Origin of the sequence: Pseudomonas sp. zfem001, from assembly GCF_032621725.1 — a bacterium.
GTDB classification, from domain to species: Bacteria; Pseudomonadota; Gammaproteobacteria; order Pseudomonadales; family Pseudomonadaceae; genus Aquipseudomonas; species Aquipseudomonas sediminis.
The window spans coordinates 1,448,708-1,466,709 of record NZ_JAVYJI010000001.1; the positions used below are offsets into that span (position 1 = coordinate 1,448,708).

The following is an 18,002-nucleotide window of genomic DNA, read 5'->3' on the forward strand; positions in this document are numbered from 1 at the left end:
ATCTGGGAAACCGTTCGCCCCTTGCAGAGTGCAGGGGCGATCCCCATATTGTGGCGACTGCCCAGTTAGGAATTGCATCTTGAGCGATCTTCTCTCCCGCCGCCTGGCTCAGCTCGGCGAGCCGGCCAACCTGTCCCTGCTGGGTGAGTGCCTGCACGGCATCGAGCGCGAATGCCTGCGCGTCGATCGCGACGGCCAGCTGGCCCTGACCCCGCACCCGCAGGCGCTGGGCTCGGCGCTGACCCATGCGCAGATCACCACCGATTATTCCGAGTCGCTGCTGGAGTTCATCACCGGCACCGCCAACGACCCAGCCGCCACCCTCGCCGAGCTGGAAGGCATCCACCGCTTCGCCTACGACAAGCTCGATGACGAACTGCTGTGGAGCCCGTCGATGCCCTGCCCTCTGCCGGACGAAGAGACGATTCCAATCGCTCGCTACGGCAGCTCCAACATCGGCCGCCTCAAGTACGTATACCGCAAGGGCCTGGCACTGCGTTACGGCAAGACCATGCAGTGCATCGCTGGCATCCACTACAACTTCTCCCTGCCCGAGGGGCTGTGGCAGCTGCAACAGCAGAGCGAAGGCAACGAACAGAGTGCGCGTGACTATCAGTCGGCCCGCTATATCTCGCTGATCCGCAACTTCCGTCGCTACAGCTGGCTGCTGATGTACCTGTTCGGTGCCTCGCCGGCGCTGGACAAAGGCTTCATGCGTGGCCGACCGCACCACCTTCAGGAGCTGGACGCCAGCACCCTGTACCTGCCCTACGCCACCAGCCTGCGCATGAGCGACCTGGGATACCAGAGCAGCGCACAGTCCGGCCTGACCCCCTGCTACAACGACCTGGCCAGCTACACCGACAGCCTGCGTCTGGCGGTGGGCACGCCCTATCCGGCCTATGTCGAGGCAGGAACCAAGCGCGGCGACGAATGGCTGCAGCTGAACACCAACATCCTGCAGATCGAGAACGAGTACTACTCGAGCATCCGCCCGAAACGCGTCACCTACAGCGGCGAGCGACCGATCCAGGCGCTGATGAGCCGTGGCGTGCAATACGTGGAAGTACGCTGCCTCGACATCAACCCCTTCCTGCCGTTAGGCATCGACGTGGCGCAAGCGCGCTTCATCGACGCGTTCCTGCTGTTCTGTGCCCTGGAAGACAGCCCGCTGCTCGAGAACGGCGAGTGCAGCAGTTGCACCAGCAACTTCCTCAAGGTGGTCAAGGAGGGGCGTCGTCCCGGCCTGCACCTGCAGAAAGGCAGCCAGCAGGTGGAACTCAAGGTCTGGGCCAGCGAACTGCTTGAGCGCATCCTGCCGCTGGCCGAACTGCTCGATCGCAGCCAGGACAGCAATGCGCACATCGAGGCCCTGGCGCAGCAGCAAGCCAAGGTCGCGGATGTGGAAATGACGCCGTCGGCACAGGTGCTGGCGATTCTGCGTCAGGGCAAGAGCTTTACCGAGTTCGCCCTGCAGCAGAGCCAGCGTCACGCCGAATACTTCCGTGCTCAGCCGCTCAGCGTTGAACAGCAACAAGCTTTCGAACAGGCCGCGTACGACTCGCTGGCCGCGCAGGCGGAGCTGGAGGCGCAGCCCACAGGCGATTTCGACGCCTTCGTCGCGGCTTACCAGGCGAGCATCCTGGCGCTGGCCGTTTAGGTCTCACCACAGCCAGGGCCGCGCGCACCTATACGCACCGGGGTAACCGCGCTGCGTGCGGCGCACCTTATGTGCCCGGTGGCACGGGCGACGAAGCGTCGACTGCGTCACAAAGCAAACCAGCGGAGCAAAAGCCAGGATGGGCGGCCATACCCACGGCCGCTCGGCCAGCTAGCATTGCCGGGTAAAGGACGATAGACGAGCAGCGCCCATGGCCGATGACGCCACGCCGCAATGGAGCCTGGAAAGCCTGACCAAGGCCTACCAGCAAGGTTATATGGCCGGCCTCACGGGCCAGCCCAGAACCCGCCAGCCCTACCCCGATGAGATCCCCGCTGCGGCCTGGGAGGCCGGTTGGGACGACGGCTTCGAGCAGATGCGCTTGCAGCAGCACAGCGCCTGACACTCTGAACGCATTGTGCGAGGGGCTTTAGCCGCGACTGATTCATCGCTCGCGGCTAAAGCCCCTCCCACTCATCGCATTTGTCTTCCTACAACGTCTTCTCGAACACCTTCGAATTGCGCTGGTAGTTGTACAGCGACGCCCGCGCGGTGGGCATGCGCTCGACGCTGCTCGGCTCGAAGCCGCGCTCGCGGAACCAGTGGGCGGTACGGGTGGTGAGTACGAACAGGGTCTTGATCCCCTGTGCCCGCGCCCGTGCCTCGATCCGCTCGAGCAACTCGTCACCACGACCGCCGTGGCGATAGTCGGGATTGACGGCCAGACAGGCCAGCTCGCCACAGTCGGAATCGGCGAGGGGATACAACGCCGCACAGGCAATGATCAGCCCTTCGCGCTCGACGATGCTGAACTGCTCGATCTCGCGCTCCAGCACCTCCCGCGAACGGCGCACCAGAATGCCCTGTTCTTCCAGCGGACTGATCAGCTCGATCAAACCGCCGACGTCTTCGATGGTCGCCTCGCGCAGGGATTCGAACTGCTCCTGCGCCACCAGGGTGCCGTTGCCAGTACGGGTGAACAGTTCGCTGAGCAACGCGCCATCGGTGGCATAACTGACGATATGGCTACGCTTCACGCCGCCACGACAGGCTTCGGCGGCGGCATCGAGCAGCTCGCCCTGATAGTTGCTGCCCAGCCGCGCCAGATGCGCCGGCACCTGCTGCGGACGCAGTTCGCGCACCAGCTTGCCGTTTTCGTCGAGCAGGCCATCCTCGGCGCCGAACAGCAGCAGCTTGTCTGCGCCCAGGTCGACGGCGGCGCGGGTGGCGACGTCCTCGCAGGCCAGGTTGAAGATTTCCCCGGTGGGCGAATAGCCCAGCGGCGACAGCAGCACGATGCTGCGTTCGTCGAGCTGACGATTGATGCCCTTGCGGTCGATGCGCCGTACTTCGCCGGTGTGGTGGTAGTCGACGCCATCGACCACACCGATCGGCCGCGCGGTGACGAAATTACCGCTGGTCAGGCGCAGGCGCGAGCCCTGCATCGGTGAGGCGGCCATATCCATAGACAGACGCGCCTCGATAGCGATGCGCAGCTGGCCGACGGCATCGATCACGCATTCCAGGGTCGGCGCGTCGGTGATGCGCAGGTCGCGATGGTAATGCGGGGTCAGGCCACGGGCAGCGAGGCGCGCCTCGATCTGCGGGCGCGAGCCATGCACCAGCACCAGGCGCACGCCGAGGCTATGCAGCAGCACCAGGTCGTGGACGATGTTGGCGAAATTCGGATGGGCAACACCCTCGCCCGGCAGCATGACCACGAAGGTGCAGTCGCGATGGGCGTTGATGTAAGGCGAAGCGTGGCGTAACCAGGTGACGTAGTCGTGCATGAGCAATCCATTAGCGTCGAGACGTAGGACGGGCATAGCCGTCATGTTCGGTTAGAGAGTCGCTCTCATCGTCGCTGCACGTCGTCACTCCGGGTCAGGCAGTAGTGTTGGATCAGTTGGCGCAGTATCGCCACAGTAGGTTCGATGCGGGCCAGCTCCAGGTGTTCCCCGGGCTGGTGTGCACAGTCGATATCGCCGGGGCCAAGCACCAGCGTCTCGCAGCCAAGCTGCTGAAGATAAGGCGCTTCGGTACCGAATGCCACCGCCTGGGCCGTGTGCCCGGTCAGCCGTTCGGCCAGACGCACCAGCTCGGCATCGGCGCGCTGCTCGAAGGGCGGGACGGCCGGGAACAGCGGGCCATAGTCGATGCGCACCTGATGCTTGAGCGCCAGCGGCTGCAACTTGCCGCGAATCGCCTCACGCAGTTGTTCCGGGTCCATGCCTGGCAGCGGGCGCAGGTCGAACTCCAGCGCGCACTGACCACAGATGCGATTGGGATTGTCGCCACCGTGGATGCAGCCGAGGTTCAGCGTCGGTTGCGGCACACTGAACTGCGGGTTGTTGAACTCGCGCTGCCACTGCGCGCGCAGGCCGCGCAACTCGCCCATCACGTCCTGCATGGCCTCCAGCGCGCTGTGGCCAAGCGCCGGATCGGAGGAATGGCCGCTCTGCCCAAGGATGTCGATGCGCTCCATCATCACGCCCTTGTGCAGGCGAATCGGCTTGAGGCCGGTGGGCTCGCCGATCACCGCTGCGCGACCAAGCGGCCGGCCAGCATCGGCCAGGGCACGGGCACCGGCCATGGAGCTCTCTTCATCACAGGTAGCAAGGATCAGCAGCGGTTGCTGGAAAGGCTGATCGAGCAGCGGCCGCACGGCTTCGATGGCCAGGGCAAAAAAACCTTTCATGTCGCAACTGCCAAGGCCCACCCAACGGTCACCAACCTCGGTCAGCTTGAGTGGGTCGCTCTGCCATAGCGCGGCATCGAAGGGCACGGTATCGCTATGCCCAGCCAGCACCAGACCACCTGGGCCACTGCCATAGCTGGCGAGCAGGTTGAATTTGCCGGGGGCGATCTGCTGGGTTTCGCAGGTAAAACCCAGATCACCGAGCCAGGCAGCGAGTAGCTCGATGACGGGCGAGTTGCTCTGGTCCCAATTGGGCTGGGTGCAGCTAACCGATGGCGCAGCGATCAGCGCAGCGAACTGCTCTTGAAAGGACGGCAGGGGCATCGGCGATCTCCTAAAACGATGCCCCATCATAGGGGCATCGTCCTGTCGGTGAAACCGCCGAAGTGGAATCAGACTCCGCCGAACAGCAAACGCAGAATGAAGAAGAAGATGATCGACAGAATCGCACCGGCCGGCAGAGTGATGATCCAGGACAGGAAGATCTTGCCGATCATGCCCAGGTTCAGCGCACCGATACCGCGCGCCAGGCCGACACCGAGAATCGCACCGACCAGGGTGTGGGTGGTGGAAACCGGCAGCCCCAGGCCCGAAGCACTGACCACGGTGGTAGCGGCAGCCAGTTCGGCAGCAAAACCACGGCTAGGAGTCAGCTCGGTGATTTCCTTGCCGATGGTGGCGATGACCTTGTAGCCATAAGTGGCCAGACCGACCACGATACCCAGTGCACCCAGCAGCAGGATCCAGCCTGGAACGATGGACTTCTCACCCGCGGCCAGTTCACCGCCGCTTTGGATCACGCCGACGATGGCGGCCAGCGGACCAACGGCATTAGCCACGTCGTTGGAACCGTGGGCGAAGGCCATGGCGCAGGCGGTGAAAATCATCAGGATGGCGAACACCTTCTCCACGCTGGAGAAGTGGAAGGCCTTGTCCGCCTCGGCATCGACATGGATGCGGCTGAGCAGCGCGATACCGATCAGCATGACCAGTACACCGACACCGATCGAAAGCATGAAGCCTTCGGTGCTGGAGAGGTTCAGGCCGACGTGCTTGAGGCCCTTGGTCATGGTCATCAGCGAGATCATGAAGCCGGTGATGAACATGTACAGCGGCACGTAACGCTTGGCGTTGAGGAAGGGATTGTCGGTGTCGATGATCAGCTTCTGCACGCTGACGAACAGGCAGAAGGAGATGATACCGGCCAGCATTGGCGTGACCACCCAACTGGCGACGATGGGGCCAACGCCACTCCAGTGCACCGCATCCATCGACACGCCGACCGCAGCGAAGCCGATCACCGCACCGACGATGGTGTGCGTGGTCGATACTGGCCAGCCACGCGTCGAAGCCACCAGCAGCCAGGTACCCGCCGCCAGCAACGCCGACATCATGCCCAGCACCATCAGGTTGGGGCTGATCATGTTGGCATCGACGATGCCGTTCTTGATGGTTTCGGTCACCTCGCCGCCAGCCAGATAGGCGCCAGCGAATTCGAAGACCATGGCGATGATGATCGCCTGCTTGATGGTCAGCGCGCGTGAGCCGACCGACGTACCCATGGCGTTGGCGACATCATTGGCGCCGACGCCCCAGGCCATGAAAAAACCGAAAAGGCAGGCAAGGACGAGCAGAACCAGCCCGTAGTCCGCAATCAGAGACATAATGAGTTATCCGTAGATCCCAGAAAGGATACTGGCGCTTAGCGCGCCAGCAGTTGTTCCAGTCGGTTGCCCACTCGTTGGGCACGGTCGGCGACATCGCCGATCCAGTCGATGATCTGATAGAGGAACATCACATCGACCGGAGGAAGGTCCTTCTCCAGTTTGAACAGGTTGCGGCGCACCTCGATCTGCAGGCGGTCGGTATCGTTTTCGATCGAACCGAGCTCCTCGATCAGGTTTTCCACCAGCACTGCTTCGCGACCGGCGAAACCGGTTTCGAGCAGTTCGTCCAATTCGTTCATTGCCTTCAGCGCCTGGGCGCTGGCGTCCACACTGCGCTGTACGTAGGTGCGCACCAGTGGCTGCAGCGGCTGCGGAATAGCCATCTGCCGGCCGAGCATCAGACCAGCGATGTCCTTGGCACGGTTGGCGACTTTGTCCTGTACACTGAGCAGCTCAAGCAGGTCCGAACGCGGCACCGGCAGGAACAGGCTCTTGGGCAGGTGCAGGCGCACGCTTTTCTTCAGCTTGTCGGCCTCGTGCTCCAGCCGGGACATCTCCTGTTGCACCTGTTCTACCTTGGCCCAATCCTCGGCCATGATGGCCTCGAAGAAGGGAACCAGGTTCGCCGCGCACTCGTGGGCCTTGGCGATATGCTGTTGCATGGGGCCGATGGGTGAACGACCGAACAGGCTGACAAAGGGATTGATAGGCATAGGGTAAGCCCCCGTTTTGAGAAGGCCGCAAGTATAGGGACCGGATTCGTCATTCGCCAGCGCGCGTCATCGGTCTGTCACATTTTCATAAAAGGCGTCATAGCTCTCCACCATGGTCAAAGAAACCGAAATCAAACTGCGCGTCAGTCGTACCACCCTGGCAGCCCTGCGCGAACACCCACTGCTGAAGAAGCGCAACAAGAGTGGCTGGCAGCGCGGCGAACTGTTCAACCAGTACTACGACACGCCGGACCGCGACCTGGCCAGCGCCAAGGTCGCCCTGCGCCTGCGCCGTGACGGTGAGCAGTTCATTCAGACACTGAAGAGCCGTGGCCAGAGCGTCGCCGGCCTGTCCGAGCGAAACGAGTGGGACTGGTACCTGAGCAAGGCCAAGCTCGATCTGAAAAAACTTGATGACACGTGCTGGCCAGCCAGCCTGGCCGAACTGGACAAGAAAACCCTGCAGCCGCTGTTCACCACCGACTTCGTTCGCGAAAAGGCCGAAATCGCCTGGGGTCGCGGCAAGGCCAAGGTGGTCATCGAGGCCGCGCTGGACCTGGGCAAGGTCATCGCCGGCGAGGGCGAAGAAGAGATTTGCGAGCTGGAGCTGGAACTGCGCCAGGGCGAACCTGCTGCGCTGCTGGAGCTGGCCTGCGAGCTGGCCGCCGAACTGCCGCTGATGCCTTGTGACATCAGCAAAGCCGAGCGTGGCTATCGCCTGTTCGATGCTGGCAGTTACAGCCTGAGCCTGCCGGCGCCCGCCTTGACGCCCGAAATGAGCCTGGACGACGCCTTCGCCGCACTCGCCTGGCACTTGCTCGGCGCCAGCCAGCGTCTGGCCGAGCAGTATCGCTGGAACGGCCATTGGAGCCTGTTGCAGCAATGGCTGGAGCAACTGATCGACCTGCGCGCCCTGCTCGCCAGCCTCGGCCAGGCCGCGCCACGCGCCAGCTCGCGCGAGTTGCGCGAAGCACTCGATGCCCTGCTCGACGATTGGCGCCCGCGCCTGGCGGCAGGCCAGGACGACGACAGCATGCGGCACAATGCCCCGGCGCTGTTCGCCGCCGAGCTCGACGGCTGCCGCTGGGGTCTGCTGTCGCTGAAACTGTCGCACTGGCTGCTGCAGCGCAGCTGGACCGCAGAGCGCAACAATCGTGGCAACCGTCAGGGCAGCGCGGCTCTGGGCAACTGGCTGCCGACTCTGCTGGCAGAAGAAGGCGCGGCTCTGCAACTGCGCCGCTACCAGCAGCAGCCGGAGGATCTGGCCGAACAGATGCCACGTCTGGAACGCCTGCTGGTCTGGCTGCGCCTGGCGCGCGGCGTGCTGGAAGTGCCTGAGGTCGACCGCCTGTATGGCGAGCTGAACAAGCTCTACGAGCTGGCGCAGCAGGACCTGGACGACGAGCAGCGTCAGCTGCGCGCGACTCAGACGCAGATCGTGAACAGCCTCAAGGCCTGGAAAGCGCTGGTGAAATAGCGGCTGGGCGCTCACAACCTTCGCGGCTGAAGCCGCTCCTACAGATCGCGGAACAACGCCCCGATCAGTGACACCATGAAAAACGGGCCCCGCGGGGCCCGTTTTTTTCTTTCAGCCAGACGCTTAGTTGCTGCGACGGCTGTCTACGACCTGCTGCCAGGAGGGATTGGTGGTCTCGTCCATGGCCTGCTGCATGGCCTTCTTGCGTTTTTCCTCGGCCCGATGGGCGAAGAACCAGGCCAGGAAAGTGGCGAACGACACCGCCAGCAGGATCAGACTGGCCACCGCGTTGATCTCCGGTTTAACCCCCAGGCGCACAGCGGAGAAGATCTCCATCGGCAGAGTGGTCGAGCCTGGACCGGATACGAAGCTGGCCAGCACCAGATCGTCCAGCGACAGAGCGAAGGACATCATCGCACCCGCTGCCAGCGACGGCGCGATCATCGGTACGGTGATCAGGAAGAACACCTTCCACGGCCGTGCGCCGAGGTCCATGGCCGCCTCTTCGATGGACATGTCCAGCTCACGCAGACGCGACGACACCACCACCGCCACATAGGCCGAGCAGAAGGTGGTGTGAGCGATCCAGATGGTGGTCATACCGCGCTGCATCGGCCAGCCGATCAGTTGCGCCATCAGCACGAACAGCAGCAGCAGGGACAGGCCGGTGATCACTTCCGGCATCACCAGCGGTGCAGTGACCAGGCCACCGAACAGGGTGCGCCCCTTGAAGTGGGTGATGCGGGTCAGCACGAAGGCCGCCAGGGTGCCCAGCGCCACCGCCGCGATGGCGGTGTAGCAGGCGATTTCCAGCGAGCGCATCACCGAGTTCATCAGTTGCGTGTTGTCGAGCAAACCGACGTACCACTTCACCGACCAGCCGCCCCACACCGTTACCAGCCGCGAGGCGTTGAACGAGTAGATGACCAGAATGACCATGGGCAGGTAGATGAATACCAGACCGGCCCAGAGCATGATGCTGGAGAAACTGAAACGCTTCATGGGCGGCCCTCCAGCTCTTTGGCTTGGTTGCGGTTAAAGAGGATGATGGGCACGATCAGGATCGCCAGCATCACCACCGCCAGGGCGGACGCTACAGGCCAGTCGCGGTTGTTGAAGAACTCCTGCCACAGCACCTTGCCGATCATCAGGGTCTCCGGGCCGCCGAGCAATTCGGGGATGACGAACTCGCCGACCACCGGAATGAACACCAGCATGGAGCCAGCGATGATGCCGTTCTTCGACAGCGGCACGGTGATCTTCCAGAAGTTGTTGAAGTTGCTCGAGCCCAGGTCAGAAGCCGCCTCCAGCAAGCTGAGGTCGTGCTTCACCAGGTTGGCGTAGAGCGGCAGGATCATGAACGGCAGGTAGGAATACACGACGCCGATATAGACCGCGATGTTGGTGTTGAGGATCTGCAGCGGCGTATCGATCAGGCCAATGCCCATCAGCAGGCTGTTGAGCAGACCGTTGTTGCCGAGAATGCCCATCCAGGCGTAGACGCGGATCAGGATTGCGGTCCAGGTCGGCATCATGATCAGCAGCAACAGCACGGTTTGCTGCGACTTCGGCGCACGAGCGATGGCGTAGGCCATCGGGTAGCCGATCAGCAGGCACAGCAGGGTGCTGAACAACGCGACCTTCAACGAACCGAGGTAGGCCGACAGATACAGCGCATCCTCGGTGAGGAAGATGTAGTTGCCGAAGTTCAGCAACAACGTCAGCTTGTTATCCGCCCACTCGTAGATTTCCGTGTAGGGCGGGATCGCCACGTCGGCCTCGGCGAAGCTGATCTTCAGCACGATGACGAACGGCAGCAGGAAGAACATGAACAGCCAGAGGAACGGGATGCCGATAACGGCATGCCGCCCACTGGGCAGATAGCGCGCCAGTTTGCTCGGTTTCATGATTGCAGTACCACGCCGCTGTCGTCTTCCCAGTACACCACTACCGGGTCGTCCCAGGTCGGACGCTTACCACGGCGCTCGGCGTTGGCGATGAAGCACTGCACGATCTGCCCGGAGGTGAGTTTGACGTGGTACACCGAGTGACCGCCCAGGTAGGCGATGTCATGCACGTGGCCATGGCTCCAATTGTATTCGGGGTGCTCGTGGTCTTCCGGCAGTGCCGTGGCCATCAGCAACTTCTCGGGGCGCAGGGCGTAGCTGACGGACTTGTTCTCGGCGCGAGTACTGACGCCGTGGCCAATGTAGATTGGCTTGTCCAGTTGCGGGCAGTCGATGATCGCGTGGTCGACCTCGTCGGTGGTGATCTGGCCGTCGAACAGGTTGACGTTGCCGATGAACTCGCACACCAGGCGACTGGTTGGCGTCTCGTAGATGTCGATCGGGCTGCCGGTCTGGGCGATCCAGCCCAGGTGCATGATGGCGATGCGCTGGGCCATGGTCATGGCCTCTTCCTGGTCGTGGGTCACCATCACGCAGGTCACGCCGACGCGCTCGATGATCTCCACCAGTTCCAGTTGCATCTGCGAACGCAGCTTCTTGTCCAGCGCGCCCATCGGCTCGTCGAGCAGCAGCAGCTTGGGACGCTTGGCCAGCGAGCGAGCCAGGGCCACGCGCTGGCGCTGGCCACCGGAAAGCTGGTGCGGCTTGCGCTTGGCGTACTGGGTCATGTGCACCAGCTTGAGCATCTCGGCCACGCGCTCGTCGATCTCGGCCTTGGGCAGCTTGTCCTGCTGCAGGCCGAAGGCGATGTTCTGCGCCACGGTCATGTGCGGGAACAGCGCATAGGACTGGAACATCATGTTGATCGGCCGCTGGTAAGGCGGCATGTCGGTGATGTCGACGCCATCGAGGATGATGCGCCCTTCGGTCGGCCGCTCGAAGCCGGCGAGCATGCGCAGCAGGGTCGACTTACCGGAGCCGGAGCCACCCAGCAGGGCGAAGATCTCGCCCTTGTTGATGGTCAACGAGACGTCGTCGACGGCCACGGTCTCGTCGAACTTCTTGGTCACCCGATCGATCTTGACCAGCACCTCTTTCGGTGTCTGATCCCCCTCGAGGGCTTTTTTGTAGGCGCTGGAGGCAACAGCCATTTAGGAAAACTCCCGGAAGATTGTGCCCGACCCCTGCGGCCGGGCAGGAACGATTACTGACCCGACTTGACCTTGGTCCAACTGCGGGTCATCAGGCGCTGCACACGCACCGGCAGCTCGGCAGAGATGTACAGCTTGTCTAGCACCGACTGAGGCGGGTACACGGACGGGTCGTTGCGGACCTCCTCGTCCATGAATTCGTCCGCCTTGGTATTGGGGTTGGCATAACCCACGTAGTCACTGACTTCGGCGATCACCTCAGGCTCGAGGAGAAAGTTGATGAAGGCATGCGCCTGCTCGGCGTTCGCCGCGTCGGCCGGGATGGCCATCATGTCGAACCAGAGATTGGCGCCTTCCTTGGGGATGCTGTAGGCGATTTCGATGCCCTTGCCGGCTTCGTCGGCGCGGTCGGCGGCCTGCAGGATGTCGCCGGAGAAGCCGGCAGCCACGCAGATATTGCCGTTGGCCAGATCGCCAATGTACTTGGAGCTGTGGAAGTAGGTGACGTAGGGACGCACCTCCAGCAGCTTGGCCTCGGCCTTGGCGTAGTCATCGGGGTTGGTGCTGTTGGGGTTCAGGCCCAGGTAATTGAGCATGGCCGGGATCATTTCATCGCCCGAGTCGAGGAAGGCCACACCGCATTCGCTGAGCTTCTTGATGTTTTCCGGCTCGAACAGCACGGCCCAGGAGTCGATCTCCTCGACACCGAGCGCAGCCTTGACCTTCTCGACGTTGTAGCCGATGCCATTGGTGCCCCACAGGTAAGGCACGGCGTACTGGTTACCGGGGTCGTTGGTTTCCAGTTGCTTGAGCAACGCCGGATCGAGGTTGTCCCAATTGCTCAACTTGCTGCGATCGAGCGGCTGGAAGGCGCCCGCGCGAATCTGCTTGCCGAGAAAATGGTTGGAGGGCACCACCACGTCGTAGCCGCTACGGCCGGCGAGCAGTTTGCCTTCGAGGGTTTCGTTGGAGTCGAAGACATCATAGATCGGCTTGATCCCGGTTCTCGCTTCGAACTTGGCCAGCGTCTCTTCGCCGATGTAATCGCTCCAGTTGTAGATGTGCACCGTGGACTGGGCCAGAGCAGCACTACAGAAGGCGGAAGCCGCCATCGCGATCAGAGACTTGGGCAGGGTAACTCGCACAGTATCATCCTCGTTTTTGTGTGCCGCCCGAAAAAAGCGCGGCACTTTATAGGAAAATCGTTCGTCGATCAGCGGCCGCTTTTGATTCTCGTCCAGTCACGGGTCAGCCAACGCTGCACCTCGGGCGTACGCTCCTCGGCAACATAGAGTTTGGCCATGACCTCCTCACTGGGATAAACGCCTGGGTTGTCCCGTACGCTCTCGTCGACCAGCTCGGTGGCCTTGAGGTTGGGGTTGGCGTAGGCGACGTAGTCACTGATCTTGGCGATCACGTCGGGGCGCAGCAGGTAGTTGATGAATTCGTGGGCTTCAGCGACGTTCTTCGAGTCCTTGGGGATGGCCAGCAGGTCCGCCCACATGGCGGTGCCTTCCTTGGGAATGATGTAGATGATCTCGTCGCTACGGCCGGCCTCTTCGGCGCGGTCAGCGGCTTGCAGCACGTCGCCGGAGTAGCCGAAGGCGGCGCAGATGTTGCCGTTGGCCAGGTCGGAGATGAATTTGGAGCTGTGGAAGTAGGTGATGTAAGGGCGCACCTTCATCAGCTGCTCATAGGCCTTCTCGTAGTCTTCACGCTTGGTGGTATGCGGCGACAGGCCCAGGTAGTTGACCGTTTGCGGCAGCACTTCGTCGCCAGAGTCGAGCAATGCGATGCCGCAGGAGGCGAGCTTCTCGGCGTATTTCGGGTCGAACAGCAGCTCCCAGGAATCCAGTGGTGCATCGTCACCGAGCACGGCGCGCGCCTTGGTGGCGTTCAGGCCGATGCCGTTGGTGCCCCATAGGTAGGGCACCGAATATTCGTTGCCGGGGTCGCCCGCGGCCAGGTTTTTCATGATGGTCGGGTCGAGATTGACCAGATTGGGCAGCTTGGATTTATCCAGCTTCAGGTAGGTGCCGGCACGTACCTGCTTGGCCAGGAAGTGGTTGGTCGGAACCACCACGTCATAGCCGCTCTGTCCGGTGGCCAGCTTGCCATCGAGGGTTTCGTTGGAATCGAAAACGTCATACACCACCTTGATACCGGTTTCCTTCTCGAACTCGGCAATGGTGTCCGGCGCAATGTAGTCGGACCAGTTGTAGACCTTGACCACACGGTCGGCGGCCTGGGCAACAGACATACCAATGGCAGCGGCGATCAGGCCAGCCAGCAGGGTAGAACGACGCATGACGTTTCCTCTTCTTGCGATTTGGGTACCTGGCGGGCGAACCCGCCAGGCGGCGTTGCTTCGTCGCTTAGCGACCGGACTTGATCTTGGTCCAGCTGCGGGTCATGGTGCGCTGCACCGCCGGAGCCAGGTCCGGGAAGGTGTAGATCTTCTTCAGCACTTCCGGCGTCGGGTATACGCCCGGGTCGGTACGCAGTGCTTCATCCACCAGCGGCGTGGCTGCGGCGTTGCCGTTGGGGAATTGCACGTAGTTGGTGATGTTGGCCATCACCGCTGGCTCCATCAGGTAGTTGAGGAACGCGTGTGCAGCTTCGACGTTCTTGGCGTCAGCCGGCACCGCCAACATGTCGAAGAAGGAACCCGCGCCTTCCTTCGGAATGTTGTAGCCGACTTCCACGCCGTTCTTCGCTTCTTCGGCGCGTGCCTTGCTCTGGTAGATGTCACCCGAGTAGCCGATAGCGACGCAGATGTTGCCGTTGGCCAGGTCGGAGATGTACTTGGAGCTGTGGAAGTAAGCCACCGAAGGACGAATCTTCATGAACAGCTCTTCGGCTTTCTGCAGCTCGCCCTTGTCGCTGCTGTCCGGAGCGTAGCCCAGGTAATGCAGAGCGGCCGGGAGAATTTCGGTCGGCGAATCGAGGAAGGAAACGCCGCAAGACTTCAGCTTTTCCATGTTCTCGGGCTTGAACACCAGATCCCAGGAGTCGACCGGCGCGTCTTCGCCGAGCACGGCCTTGACCTTCTCGACGTTGTAGCCGATGCCGATGGTGCCCCACATGTAGGGGATCGAGTACTGGTTGCCCGGGTCGCTCGGCTCCAGGGCCTTGAGCAGATCCTTGTCCAGGTTCGACCAGTTCGGCAGCTTGGACTTGTCCAGTTTCTGGAACACGCCAGCCTTGATCTGCTTGGCCAGGAAGGGGTTGGACGGGACCACTACGTCGTAACCGGAGCTGCCAGCCAGCAACTTGGCTTCCAGCACTTCATTGCTGTCGAAGACGTCGTAGACGACCTTGATGCCGGTTTCCTTCTCGAAGTTGGCCAGGGTGTCTTCGGCGATGTAATCGCTCCAGTTGTAGACATGCAGCACCTTGTCGTCAGCCTGAGCAGCGCCTGCCACGGCCGCGGTCAGGGACAACGCGAGAAGGGTCTTGCCGAATGTTTTCATGCGTACAGCTCCTGTTGTTGTGTCGTTATTCCAGAGGTCGCGCAAACCGTTCCAATCAGGTCGGCTCGCGCACTCTGGCGCAGTCTGGCAAGGTCATGGCACCGCTGACAACTTTCCGTGACTGCGGGCTTTCAGACCGACAGGTCACGCAGGGTCAGATCCAGGCACTTGCGTGCTTTCTCCACCAGCTCATCCACTTCCGCCTGGCTGATCACCAGAGGCGGCGCAATGATCATGGTGTCGCCCACGGCGCGCATGATCAGACCGTTGTTAAAACAGTGGCCGCGGCAGATCATGCCTACCGCCTTGTCACCCGGATAACGTGTGCGCGTCGCCTTGTCCTGCACCAACTCGATGGCGCCAAGCATGCCGACGCCGCGCACTTCGCCCACCAACGGGTGATCGGCCAGCTCACGTAGACGACTCTGCAAATACGGTGCCGTTTCTGCCTTCACCCGCTCGACGATGCCCTCTTCCTTGAGAATGCGCAGGTTCTCCAGACCCACCGCCGCTGCCACCGGATGACCGGAATAGGTGAAGCCGTGGTTGAAATCGCCATGCGCTTCGATCACTTCGAACACCTTGTCACTGACGATCAGCCCGCCCATCGGCACGTAGCCCGAGGTCAGGCCTTTGGCGATGGTCATCAGATCAGGCTTGAGGTCGTAGTACTGGCTGCCGAACCATTCGCCGGTACGGCCGAAGCCGCAGATCACTTCGTCAGCCACGAACAGGATGTCGTACTTGGCGAGGATTTCCTTGATGCGCGGCCAGTAGGTTTCCGGCGGGATGATCACGCCCCCGGCGCCCTGGATCGGCTCAGCGATGAACGCTGCAACGTTGCCTTCGCCCAGCTCGAGAATCTTCTTCTCCAGCTGGTCGGCAGCCCAGATACCAAACTCTTCCGGCGATTGATCGCCGCCCTCGCCGAACCAGTACGGCTGCGGGATATGAGCGATGCCGGGGATCGGCAGGTCGCCCTGCTCGTGCATGAATTTCATGCCGCCGAGGCTAGCCCCGGCCACGGTGGAGCCGTGGTAGCCGTTGTCGCGACCGATGATGATTTTCTTGTTCGGCTGGCCTTTGCATGCCCAGTAGTGGCGCACCAGACGCAGCATGGTGTCATTGCCTTCCGAACCCGAACCGGTGAAGAACACGTGGTTCATGCCCGCCGGCGCCAGCTGGGAAATGGCGTGGGCCAACTCAAGCACCGGCGGGTGCGCGGTCTGGAAGAAGGTGTTGTAGAACGGCAGCTGCAGCATCTGCTTGGCGGCGGCGGCGACCAGCTCCTCGCGACCATAGCCGACGGCCACGCACCACAAGCCGGCCATGCCATCGAGGATCTTGTTGCCCTCGCTGTCCCACAGATGAACGCCCTTGGCCTCGGTGATGATGCGCGGGCCATTTTCGGCCAGCTGCTTGTAATCACTGAACGGCGCCAGGTGGTGGGCCTGGCTCAGGGCCTGCCACTGGGCGGTCTTGGGGTTGTTCGCTTGCTTGTTCATTGCCAACACCTTGCTAACACGCAGCGCCAGCGGCGCTACGCAGAGATTCGTGGCACCGGCCGCGCCAGGCGCGGCCGGTAGCCCATTACACCGACAGCAGGAGGAACTCGCGTTCCCAGGAGCTGATCACGCGCTTAAAGTTCTCGTGCTCGGCGCGCTTGACCGCGACATAGCCACGGATGAACTTCTCGCCGAGGAATTTCTCGGCGTCCTTGCACGCTTCCATCCGCTCCAGAGCGCTCTCGATGGTCACCGGCAGGCGCAGGTTGCGACGCTCGTAACCACGCCCCTTGACCGGTGCACCGGGTCTCACCCCGCCGACCATCCCCATGTAGCCGCACAGCAGAGTGGCTGCCAGCACCAGGTACGGGTTGGCGTCAGCGCCGGCCAGGCGGTTTTCCACGCGACGGTTCTGCGGAGTCGCCTCAGGCACGCGCAGGCCCACAGTACGGTTCTCCTCGCCCCACTCCACGTTCACTGGCGCCGAGGTATCGGGCAGGAAGCGGCGGAACGAGTTCACGTTCGGCGCGAACAGCGGCAGCAGCTCGGGGATGTACTTCTGCAGCCCCCCGATGTGATGCATGAACAGCTCGCTCATCGTCCCGTCTTCGTTGGAGAAGATGTTCTTGCCGGTCTTAATGTCGACCACGCTCTGGTGGATGTGCATGGCGCTGCCCGGCTCGTCGGTGATCGGCTTGGCCATGAACGTGGCTGCCACGTCATGCTTGAGCGCGGCCTCACGCATGGTGCGCTTGAACACCAGAATCTGGTCGGCCAGGTGCAGTGCATCGCCATGACGGAAGTTGATTTCCATCTGCGCCGGGCCTTCTTCGTGGATCAGGGTGTCCAGATCCAGGCCTTGCAGTTCGCACCAGTCATACATGTCTTCGAACAGCGGGTCGAACTCGTTGGCCGCGTCGATGGAGAAGCTCTGACGGCCGGTTTCCGGGCGGCCGGAGCGGCCAACAGGCGCCACCAGCGGGAAGTCCGGGTCGCTGTTGCGCTTGGTCAGGTAGAACTCCATCTCCGGCGCGACGATGGGCTTCCAACCCTTGTCGGCATACATCTGCAACACCTTCTTGAGGATGTTGCGCGGCGACAGCTCGATGGGGTTGCCCTGCTTGTCGAACGTATCGTGGATCACCATGGCGGTGGGCTCGATGGCCCAGGGCACGACGAAGACAGCGTTGGGGTCCGGACGGCAGAACATGTCGATGTCCGCCTCATCCAGCAGGTCGTAATAGATGTCGTCCTCGACGTAGTCGCCGGTCACGGTCTGCAGCAGCACGCTCTCGGGGAGGCGCATGCCCTTCTCGTCGAGGAACTTGTTGGTCGGCGAGATCTTGCCGCGGGCAATGCCGGTCAGGTCGCTGATCAGGCATTCGACTTCGGTGATTTTGCGTTCTTTCAGCCAGCTCGTGAGCTGGTCTAACTTGGTACTCATAGAGACCTCAGGGTTGTAGAACCAACTAGGGTTATAGCCGGTTCAGCGTTGCCCCGCCTCCTCCCTGCAAGCCTCACCAAAGGCCTGGAAGAAGGCGAGATATTCGGGTGGATGCTACTAGGGGTGCGACACCTCCGACACCCGACTTTGCACGCCACAGAAAGAAAATCGCCCGCCCTTGCTCACCAAAACCGCACTGTCTAGCTCGCGGCATAGCACGATCCCGACAAACCTGGAGCATGGTTTGTGCAGTGCACGAAGCCGGCCAAGGGGCATTGCACGGCTGCGTACGCTATCGTGCAGGGTA

The 18,002-nt window shown here is 62.1% G+C and carries 15 protein-coding genes; 3 read left to right on the forward strand and 12 right to left on the reverse strand.

Features of this window, described 5'->3' with window-relative positions; genetic code table 11:
* Positions 1 to 79: 79 nt before the first annotated feature.
* Both gshA and rmf read left to right on the forward strand, forming a co-directional pair.
* A complete protein-coding gene (gene gshA, locus RTH74_RS06760) occupies positions 80 to 1,660 on the forward strand; it encodes a glutamate--cysteine ligase (protein ID WP_316914162.1) in 1,581 nt (526 codons plus the stop codon).
* A gap of 211 nt (positions 1,661 to 1,871) precedes the next feature.
* A complete protein-coding gene (gene rmf / locus RTH74_RS06765; protein ID WP_017678387.1) occupies positions 1,872 to 2,063 on the forward strand; it encodes a ribosome modulation factor in 192 nt (63 codons plus the stop codon).
* An 88-nt stretch (positions 2,064 to 2,151) separates the two neighbouring features.
* On the opposite strand, the gene argA is transcribed toward rmf, so the two are convergent.
* The 4 genes from argA to RTH74_RS06785 form a co-directional block, all read right to left on the reverse strand.
* A complete protein-coding gene (gene argA / locus RTH74_RS06770; RefSeq protein ID WP_099522932.1) occupies positions 2,152 to 3,450 on the reverse strand; it encodes an amino-acid N-acetyltransferase in 1,299 nt (432 codons plus the stop codon).
* Positions 3,451 to 3,515: 65 nt separating this feature from the next.
* Complete coding sequence (argE, locus tag RTH74_RS06775) at positions 3,516 to 4,682, reverse strand: acetylornithine deacetylase (protein ID WP_316914163.1); 1,167 nt, start codon at positions 4,680 to 4,682, stop codon at positions 3,516 to 3,518.
* Between the two features lie 68 nt (positions 4,683 to 4,750).
* Positions 4,751 to 6,022, reverse strand: coding sequence for an inorganic phosphate transporter (locus RTH74_RS06780; RefSeq protein ID WP_099522934.1), 1,272 nt, complete (start codon positions 6,020 to 6,022; stop codon positions 4,751 to 4,753).
* A 38-nt stretch (positions 6,023 to 6,060) separates the two neighbouring features.
* Entirely contained in the window at positions 6,061 to 6,738 is a 678-nt protein-coding gene (locus RTH74_RS06785; RefSeq protein ID WP_099522935.1) for a TIGR00153 family protein, read from the reverse strand.
* A gap of 112 nt (positions 6,739 to 6,850) precedes the next feature.
* Here RTH74_RS06785 and RTH74_RS06790 point away from each other — a divergent pair, with 112 nt between their 5' ends.
* Positions 6,851 to 8,215, forward strand: coding sequence for an inorganic triphosphatase (locus tag RTH74_RS06790; protein ID WP_316914164.1), 1,365 nt, complete (start codon positions 6,851 to 6,853; stop codon positions 8,213 to 8,215).
* Between the two features lie 123 nt (positions 8,216 to 8,338).
* On the opposite strand, the gene RTH74_RS06795 is transcribed toward RTH74_RS06790, so the two are convergent.
* The 8 genes from RTH74_RS06795 to RTH74_RS06830 form a co-directional block, all read right to left on the reverse strand.
* Positions 8,339 to 9,217 carry an ABC transporter permease subunit gene (locus RTH74_RS06795; protein ID WP_106733605.1) on the reverse strand — a complete coding sequence of 293 codons (879 nt, stop codon included), beginning with the start codon at positions 9,215 to 9,217 and terminating at the stop codon, positions 8,339 to 8,341.
* On the reverse strand, positions 9,214 to 10,095 hold the full coding sequence (locus RTH74_RS06800) for an ABC transporter permease subunit (RefSeq protein ID WP_166432385.1): 882 nt from the start codon (positions 10,093 to 10,095) through the stop codon (positions 9,214 to 9,216). The genes RTH74_RS06795 and RTH74_RS06800 overlap by 4 nt, the downstream gene beginning before the upstream one ends.
* A gap of 23 nt (positions 10,096 to 10,118) precedes the next feature.
* A complete protein-coding gene (gene potA, locus RTH74_RS06805) occupies positions 10,119 to 11,273 on the reverse strand; it encodes a polyamine ABC transporter ATP-binding protein (RefSeq protein WP_316914165.1) in 1,155 nt (384 codons plus the stop codon).
* Positions 11,274 to 11,326: 53 nt separating this feature from the next.
* Positions 11,327 to 12,418, reverse strand: a complete 1,092-nt coding sequence (locus tag RTH74_RS06810; RefSeq protein ID WP_316914166.1) for a polyamine ABC transporter substrate-binding protein — start codon at positions 12,416 to 12,418, stop codon at positions 11,327 to 11,329.
* A gap of 68 nt (positions 12,419 to 12,486) precedes the next feature.
* Positions 12,487 to 13,581 carry a polyamine ABC transporter substrate-binding protein gene (locus tag RTH74_RS06815; protein WP_125881716.1) on the reverse strand — a complete coding sequence of 365 codons (1,095 nt, stop codon included), beginning with the start codon at positions 13,579 to 13,581 and terminating at the stop codon, positions 12,487 to 12,489.
* 67 nt (positions 13,582 to 13,648) lie between these two features.
* On the reverse strand, positions 13,649 to 14,746 hold the full coding sequence (locus RTH74_RS06820) for an extracellular solute-binding protein (RefSeq protein WP_316914167.1): 1,098 nt from the start codon (positions 14,744 to 14,746) through the stop codon (positions 13,649 to 13,651).
* A gap of 131 nt (positions 14,747 to 14,877) precedes the next feature.
* On the reverse strand, positions 14,878 to 16,251 hold the full coding sequence (locus RTH74_RS06825; RefSeq protein ID WP_316914168.1) for an aspartate aminotransferase family protein: 1,374 nt from the start codon (positions 16,249 to 16,251) through the stop codon (positions 14,878 to 14,880).
* A gap of 85 nt (positions 16,252 to 16,336) precedes the next feature.
* Positions 16,337 to 17,695 (reverse strand): glutamine synthetase family protein, encoded by a 1,359-nt coding sequence (locus RTH74_RS06830; protein WP_074855158.1) that lies wholly within the window; start codon positions 17,693 to 17,695, stop codon positions 16,337 to 16,339.
* Between the last annotated feature and the right edge of the window lie 307 nt (positions 17,696 to 18,002).